The sequence below is a fragment of the Amycolatopsis sp. NPDC051071 genome, from assembly GCF_040682875.1.
Classification (GTDB): domain Bacteria; phylum Actinomycetota; class Actinomycetes; order Mycobacteriales; family Pseudonocardiaceae; genus Amycolatopsis.
On sequence record NZ_JBFBBY010000268.1, the window covers coordinates 1 to 6888 of the forward strand.

General features: G+C 68.5%; 6 protein-coding genes and 1 pseudogene. 5 read left to right on the forward strand and 2 right to left on the reverse strand.

Annotation, left to right across the window (positions count from 1 at the left end; all coding sequences use genetic code 11):
• Positions 1-320: 320 nt before the first annotated feature.
• Both AB0M65_RS39560 and AB0M65_RS39565 read right to left on the reverse strand, forming a co-directional pair.
• Positions 321-953: pseudogene (locus AB0M65_RS39560) on the reverse strand (chitosanase); the annotation flags it as partial.
• A 175-nt stretch (positions 954-1128) separates the two neighbouring features.
• Positions 1129-1770: a GPP34 family phosphoprotein gene (locus tag AB0M65_RS39565; RefSeq protein WP_364040348.1), complete on the reverse strand. Its 642-nt coding sequence runs from the start codon at positions 1768-1770 to the stop codon at positions 1129-1131.
• 207 nt (positions 1771-1977) lie between these two features.
• Here AB0M65_RS39565 and AB0M65_RS39570 point away from each other — a divergent pair, with 207 nt between their 5' ends.
• The 5 genes from AB0M65_RS39570 to AB0M65_RS39590 are packed head-to-tail and all read left to right on the forward strand — an operon-like array spanning position 1978 to position 6831.
• Positions 1978-3459 carry an APC family permease gene (locus AB0M65_RS39570; RefSeq protein ID WP_364040351.1) on the forward strand — a complete coding sequence of 494 codons (1482 nt, stop codon included), beginning with the start codon at positions 1978-1980 and terminating at the stop codon, positions 3457-3459.
• Complete coding sequence (locus tag AB0M65_RS39575; protein ID WP_364040354.1) at positions 3456-4019, forward strand: GNAT family N-acetyltransferase; 564 nt, start codon at positions 3456-3458, stop codon at positions 4017-4019. Before AB0M65_RS39570 ends, AB0M65_RS39575 begins: the two co-directional genes overlap by 4 nt.
• A 49-nt stretch (positions 4020-4068) precedes the next feature.
• Entirely contained in the window at positions 4069-4395 is a 327-nt protein-coding gene (locus tag AB0M65_RS39580) for a hypothetical protein (RefSeq protein WP_364040357.1), read from the forward strand.
• Positions 4396-4436: 41 nt separating this feature from the next.
• Positions 4437-5654, forward strand: coding sequence for a cation:proton antiporter (locus tag AB0M65_RS39585; protein WP_364040360.1), 1218 nt, complete (start codon positions 4437-4439; stop codon positions 5652-5654).
• 13 nt (positions 5655-5667) lie between these two features.
• Positions 5668-6831, forward strand: a complete 1164-nt coding sequence (locus tag AB0M65_RS39590; protein WP_364040363.1) for an alpha-hydroxy-acid oxidizing protein — start codon at positions 5668-5670, stop codon at positions 6829-6831.
• Positions 6832-6888: the final 57 nt, after the last annotated feature.

The window sequence follows — 6888 nt, forward strand, 5'->3', positions numbered from 1 at the left end:
ACTCATGACGTCCAGTGTCATCACACACCGTGCCCTTCCCGCCGAGCTCACGCCCGGCGCGTCGGGCCAGAAACACCGTTACTGGGACAGTCCCTGTGCGAAGGGGGACTTGCCCAGCGTGACGTGCGGCGAAATCGTGTGTCACGCGCCCCGGGCGTGCTCAGGCCCCGCCCCCCTGTGCTCAGAGCCGGATCTCGCGTGCTTGAAGACCGAACTCGCGTGCTTGGAGGCGGAACATGCGTGCTTGAAGATCGATCTCGCGTGCTTGGAGGCGTAACTCGCGTGCTTGGAGGCGGAACACGCCCGGGTGGGTGAGTGCGTTAGTTGATCTCGAACGGATCCCCGTAGACCTTCCACTTGAGCGGCGTGTGCAGGTCCAGGTTGCCCGCGTTGAGCCACACCAGCTGGGCGGTGTCGATCCGCGAGGTGTCGGCGTGCGCCTCTTCCTGCTTCATGATCACGCGTCACGCGTCGGGGAACGCCTTGAGGTAGGTCGTCTCGTTGCCGCCCTGGGACGGCGGTTTGGCCTTGCCGATCGCGGTGGAGCGAAGGCCGCCGAAGCTGTCCGAGCTGGTGCCCGGGCCGTGCATCACGATGGCGTCGTAGATGAATTGCCCCAGCGCACCCAAACCGTCCGATTTCGCCTGGTTCACCGACGGGTCGAAATAGACGCGATCGCGTTCGCCGTTCTGTGCGGCCTGGAAGTCCGAGCGCCCAGCGGCCTGCCGCCACGCGTTTTCGAAACCACTGCCGAGGCCTTCGTGCGAATCGCTGCCGTTGACCTCGCGCAGTGCCGGGAGGTATTCCGCGAGTGGGTTTCCGGGGACCGAATTCGTGTACCGGTCAACGAGATCGAGCATATCGCCGGTGCCGGAACAGAACCCGATGATGCCGGCGGTGTACCAGCGGCCGTCCTCGATGTAGGAGTACTGCGCTTTCCAGCTAGGGGAAGATTTCCGGCAAGAGGGTCGGGCGGTTGAAGATTTTTGCGCGGTAAGGCCGATCCCGGCGGTGTGAGGTGATGCCGCGCGATGGTGCCCTGGCACCGGCACCTGACTGTTCGCGACCAGGGTCACCCCGTTGGCTGTCGATCCGGATCGGTTTCCCTGCGGTAGCTGGGAACCGTGGTCAGCGCCGGTCGCCGGTGTAGACGACGGCGGCGCCCACCGCGTCGATCCCCGAGATCAGTTCGGCCAGCGCCCTCGGGAGGTCACGGTGGGTGGCCTCGGCCCAGGCCCGCAGCCCGGCGCGGTCGAGTTCGGGCTCGCAGAGGTCGTCGAGGCCGACGGTCCAGGCCAGCAGGGCCAGGCAGATCGAATGCGGTTCCGGCCGTTCGGTGCCGAGCACGGCGGCCCGTGCCTTGCTGCGCGCGGCGGTGGACAGCAGCAGATCCCGCGGCGGGTACCGGTGATTTTTCCGCATGAGCACCCGGTCGGTCTCTCGGTTGATCACCCCCGCGGTGAGCAGATTGTCCGCGACTGTTTCACCGACGTCCTGTCGGAGGTGGGTGACCCATTCCCGGGCGGTGTGCCACTCTCGCTCGGCGAGGATTTCCGAGAACACCCGGTCCAGAACGGGATGCCCGATCCGGCGTCGCGAAAGCGGCCGGATTCGCTTGCGTTCCACGGTGATCCGCTCGGCGAGAAGGAGATCACAGAGCGCGGAACCGGCCATTCCGATGCCGAGTCCCGTGCGGCGCAGCGCGGGTTTTCCGGTGAACTCGTCGTGGGCGAGGAAGAACAGGGAATCGACCAACGTCAGCCGACGCATGAATGGCACGCCCTCCGGCGTTGAAGTGCGGGACGGCCAAACTAGCGGTAGGCGGCGGACCACTGCGACCCGAGGTCCGTTTTTAGCCTGAACGGACGTATCTCGCCGGGTTCCCCGGCCCTAGGGTGGGATGGCTTCTCAAGATCAAGATCAAGAACGCGAACCGACCGGGTTCACTTCGATATCGACGTCCGGGGGGACGGGTTCATGGGTACGCACAGGCCGCGGCGCGGTCTCGGCCATCGGCGGCTCGGAGCCGCCCAGATCGTCTTCTTCGTGGTGGCGGCGGCGGGTCCGCTGTTCGCCATCGCGGGCGGGGTCCCGACGAACTACGCGGTCACCGGCAGTGTCGGTGTGCCGTTGTCGTTCCTCCTGCTCGCCCCGATCCTCGGCTTGTTCGCGGTCGGGTACGCCGCGATGAGCCGCTACATCACCAACGCGGGCGCCTTCTACCCGTATGTCGCCAACGGGGTCGGCAAATCCTCCGGCGCCGGGATCGCGTTCGTCACGCTGATCTCCTACAACGCCATCCAGATCAGCATCTACGGCCTGTTCGGCTGGTCGGTGTCGACCTGGCTGGGCACGCTCACCGGGTCGCCGCCGCCGTGGTGGTTGTGCTCCTTGGTGATGGTGGCGATCGTCGGCATCCTCGGCGTGCTGAGGGTCGATCTCAACGCCAAGGTGCTCGGGGTGGCGTTGTGCCTCGAAGTCGCCGTCCTCACGATCGTCGACATCGCGTTGTTCACGAACCCCGCCGGTGGCAGCGTTTCCTGGGTGCCGCTGGAACCGGCGAGCCTGTTCACCACCGGTGTCGGCGCGGTCTTCGCGTTCTCCGCCGCGGCGTTCATCGGCTTCGAAGGCGCCGCGACCTACGGCGAGGAGACCCGCGAACCCAGCCGCACGGTCGGCCGGGCGACGTTCGCCGCGATCGGCCTCACCGCCATCCTCTACGTCGTGTCCTCCCTCGCGCTGGCCGTCGGGACCGGACCCGACGTCATCGTGACCACCGCGGCCGCCCAAGGGCCGGACCTGCTGTTCACGCTGGCGGGCGACCATCTCGGCCACACGTTCGCCGACATCGCCTACACGCTCTTCGTGACCGGCCAGTGCGCGGCGTTGCTGAGCTTCCACAACGCCGTCGCGCGGTATTTCTTCGCGCTGGGCAGGGAAGGGCTGCTGCCGCGCTCGCTGGCCAAGACCAGTAAACGCACCGGGGCACCGGTGGGTGGTTCGCTCACGCAGACCGCGCTCGCGCTGGTCGTGGTGGCCGCGTTCGCGATCGCGGGCCGCGACCCGGTCACGGAACTGTTCGTCTGGCTCGGTGCGACGGCGTCGACGGGGGTCGTGGTGATCATGATCGCCGTCTCGCTTTCGGTGATCGGCTTTTTCAAACGGCGCCGCCACGCCGAAAACGCCTGGCGCCGCTGGATCGCGCCGAGTCTGGCGATGCTCGCGCTTTCGGCCGTCCTCGCGTTGATCCTGCTCAACTTCGACCTGCTGCTCGGCCCGGCGGGCACGTTCCTGTTGCGCTGGGGCCTTCCCGGCCTCATCGTCCTCGCGGCCTTGGTGGGTTTCCTGCGCGCGGAAGTGCTGCGGACCCGGGACCCCGAGACCTACGCCGGGATCGGAGGCCCGCTCGAAGACGGCGAGGACGAACGCGAACCCGCCGTCGTGAGGCAGGACCGATGATCATCCGTGCCGCTGAACCGTCCGAAATAGACACTGTGGTCGAGGTACTGGCCGAGGCCTTCCATGACGACCCCGTCAGCGTGTGGGCCTTCCCCAGCGCCGAGCGCCGCGCCGTGGCACTGCCGATCTTCTACCGGGCGATCGTGCGCGGGGCCTTGGCGATGGGCGGCCACATCGACGTCACCGGCGATCTCTCGGCGGCGATCGTCTGGACTCCCAGTGGTGAGGAAGGCGAACCGGACGGCGGCGCCTTCGCCGGGCTCACCGGCGTGGAACTCGGGCGGCTCGGCGCGTTGTTCGCGCTGATGACCGAGTGCGCACCCGGCGGCGAGTACCACCACGCGCAGTTCATCGGTGTCCGCGAGAGCGCTCAGCGGCGGGGGATCGGCGCGAGGCTGCTGCGGTACGGGCTCGCTCGCAACGGCACCGTGCCCGCGTACCTCGAGGCCAGCAGTGCGGAGAGCGCGAAACTGTACCGGCGACTGGGTTTTCGCGATCATGGTGCGGCGTTCGCCGCCGAGGGCGGGCCCCCGATGCGGCCCATGTGGCGTGACCCGTGACGGATCCCTCGTCGATTTGTCTATAAAGGACTGGTAAAGTATCGGTCAGATGACGACGAACCGTGCCTCCGCCCCACGGCACCGTTCCGTCTTCTTTCTCCTGATCTTGCTCGTCTTCGCCTTCGTCACGCCCACCGTCGCCCACGGGTACGGAGGCCCTGGAAGCAATGGAGTGGCGGAGGACGACCGGGTCGCCGTCTTCGCGACCCATCCGCTGCCCGCCTTCCACGGCGGCCAAGCCGTCCCCTTCGCCGACGTCCCCGCCGAGACGGCGACCGTCGACCTTCCCGACGCCGGACTCGCCCCCGAACAGGGCGAACCCGTCGCCGCCAGCCGTGCGGTGCCCCAGGCCTCCGCACGAGCGCCTCCGCGCTGATACCGGTCCCCTTTCCGTATCCGCCACCATCGGAGGTCTCCATGAGTTCCGGTCATGCCCTGCTGGCCGTAGGCGGGGCGTTCCTCGCCGCCGGGGTGATCGCCAGAGCGGGCGCCCGCATCGGGCTGCCCACCATTCCGCTGTTCATGCTGGCCGGTTTCGTCTTCGGCCCCAACACCCCTGGACTGTCCCTTGTGGACGATCCGAGTGAGCTCGGCGTACTCGCCGGCCTCGGCCTCGTCTTCCTCCTGTTCTACCTCGGCCTCGAGTTCTCCCTCGACGACCTGGCCAAGGGTGGCCGCAAACTCGTCTGGTCCGGGCTGATCTACCTCTTCCTCAACATCGGCGGCGGGCTCGCCTTCGGCTTCCTGCTGGGCTGGGGCACCAGGGAAGCGCTGGTCATCGCCGGTGCCATCGGGATCTCGTCGTCGGCGATCGTCACCAAACTCCTGCTCGAAGCCCGCCGGATGAACAATCCCGAGTCCCGGCTGATCATGGGCATCATCGTGATCGAGGACTTGTTCCTGGCGCTGTACCTGGCGTTGCTGCAACCGGTGCTCTCCGGTGCCGGGACCTTCGGCTCGGCCGCGGCCGATTTCGGCAAGGCCTTCGCGTTTCTGATCGTGATGGCCGCGCTCGCCCGCTGGGGTGGCCGAGTGGTGTCGAAGCTGTTCGGCTCGGCCGACGACGAACTCCTGACCGTCTGCTTCGTCGGTGTCGCCGTCCTGGGTGCCGCCGTCGCCGAAGAGGTCGGGGTGTCCGACGCCATCGGCGCGTTCATGGTCGGCATGATGCTCGGCGGTTCGAAGGTCGCGCCGCGGATCCACAAGCTGGTGCTCCCGCTGCGGGACGCGTTCGGGGCGCTGTTCTTCTTCATCTTCGGGCTCAGCATCGACCCGAACGCGGTCGGCTCGGTGGTCGTGCCGGTGCTGATCGCGGTCGCGCTGACCATCGCGGCGAACCTCGGCGCGGGCGCGCTGGCCGCGCGGTTGCACGGATTCGGCAGGCAGGCCGGGGTGAACATCGGGCTGACGGTGCTCACCCGAGGCGAGTTCTCACTGGTGCTCGCCGCGATGGCGACCTCGGCCGGGCTGGACTCGCGGGTCGCGCCGTTCGTCGCGGGCTATGTCCTGCTGCTCGCCGTGATCGGCCCGGTCGCGGTCATCCGGTCGGAGAAACTCACCTGGTTGCTACCGGCGAGTATCGTCCGGGAGGATCCGACCAGCCGAGGCCGCGAAGAGCCGGCCCGGGCGACGTGACGAGGAGGCCCGGGTGACCGAGCGGTTCGGCGGCTACCAGAACGAGATTTACCTGCACGGGCTCGGCGGGACCTTCCCGCCGTGCTCCACCGACGCCACGAAGCTGGAGGAATCGGCGCGGGAGATCCTGGAGCCGGGGCCGTTCTGGTACATCGCGGGCGCGGCGGGCTCCGGCGCCACCGCACGCGCCAACCGGGAGGCCTTCGACCGCTGGCGCCTGGTGCCCAGGATGCTCACCGGCGCCACCGAGCGCGATCTGTCGACGACCGTTCTGGGGACCCGGCTGCCGGCGCCGGTCCTGCTGGCGCCGGTCGGCGTCCAGTCGATCGTGCACGAGGGTGCCGAACCGGCGGCCGCCCGCGCGGCGGCGTCGGTCGGCCTGCCCTACCTCATGTCGACGGCGTCCTCGACGAGCATCGAGGACGTCGCCGAGGCCAGTGGCGAGGGCTCGCGGTGGTTCCAGCTGTACTGGCCGACCGACAACGACGTCTGCGCGAGCATCCTGGCGCGGGCGAAGGCCGCGGGCTTCACCACGCTCGTCGTCACACTCGACACCTGGACCCTCGCCTGGCGCCCGAACGACCTCGACCACGCGTACCTGCCGTTCATCAAGGGTGAGGGACTCGGTGTCCCGCTGAGCGACCCGGTGTTCCGCGGCCTACTGGACAAGACACCGGAAGAGGACCCGCCGACCGCGATCCTGCGCTGGATCTCGATGATCACCGGAACCGACAGCACCTGGGACCGGCTGCCGTTCCTGCGTGAGCACTGGGACGGGCCGATCGTGCTCAAGGGCATCCAGCACCCCGACGACGCGCGCCGAGCCGTCGAGGCCGGGATGGACGGGATCGTCGTGTCCAACCATGGCGGGCGCCAGGTCGACGGGGCCGTCGCCTCGCTCGACATGCTCCCGGAAGTCGTCTGCGCGGTCGGTGACCGGATCGAGGTCCTGTTCGACTCCGGGATCCGCACCGGCGCCGACATCGCCAAGGCACTCGCGCTCGGGGCGAAGGCCGTGCTGGTGGGGCGGCCGTGGGTGTACGGGCTCGCGCACGCGGGGGAGGACGGCGTCCGGCATGTGCTGCGGAGCCTGCTCGCCGACCTCGACCTGACCATGGGCCTGTCCGGGCACCGCACGCTCGCCGATCTCACCCCCGCCTCCCTTACCCGCTCCTGACCCGCGCGTTTCGTCCTCTGGTTGCGGTAGTTCGTATCGCCAACTACCGCAACCAGA

What these genes read in the sequence shown, in the direction of transcription:
- AB0M65_RS39580 (WP_364040357.1), top strand. Translation starts at nt 4,069, where the DNA reads ATGACGACGAACCGTGCCTCCGCCCCACGGCACCGTTCCGTCTTCTTT.
- AB0M65_RS39570 (WP_364040351.1), top strand. Translation starts at nt 1,978, where the DNA reads ATGGGTACGCACAGGCCGCGGCGCGGTCTCGGCCATCGGCGGCTCGGA.
- AB0M65_RS39585 (WP_364040360.1), top strand. Translation starts at nt 4,437, where the DNA reads ATGAGTTCCGGTCATGCCCTGCTGGCCGTAGGCGGGGCGTTCCTCGCC.
- AB0M65_RS39575 (WP_364040354.1), top strand. Translation starts at nt 3,456, where the DNA reads ATGATCATCCGTGCCGCTGAACCGTCCGAAATAGACACTGTGGTCGAG.
- AB0M65_RS39565 (WP_364040348.1), bottom strand. Translation starts at nt 1,770, where the DNA reads ATGCGTCGGCTGACGTTGGTCGATTCCCTGTTCTTCCTCGCCCACGAC.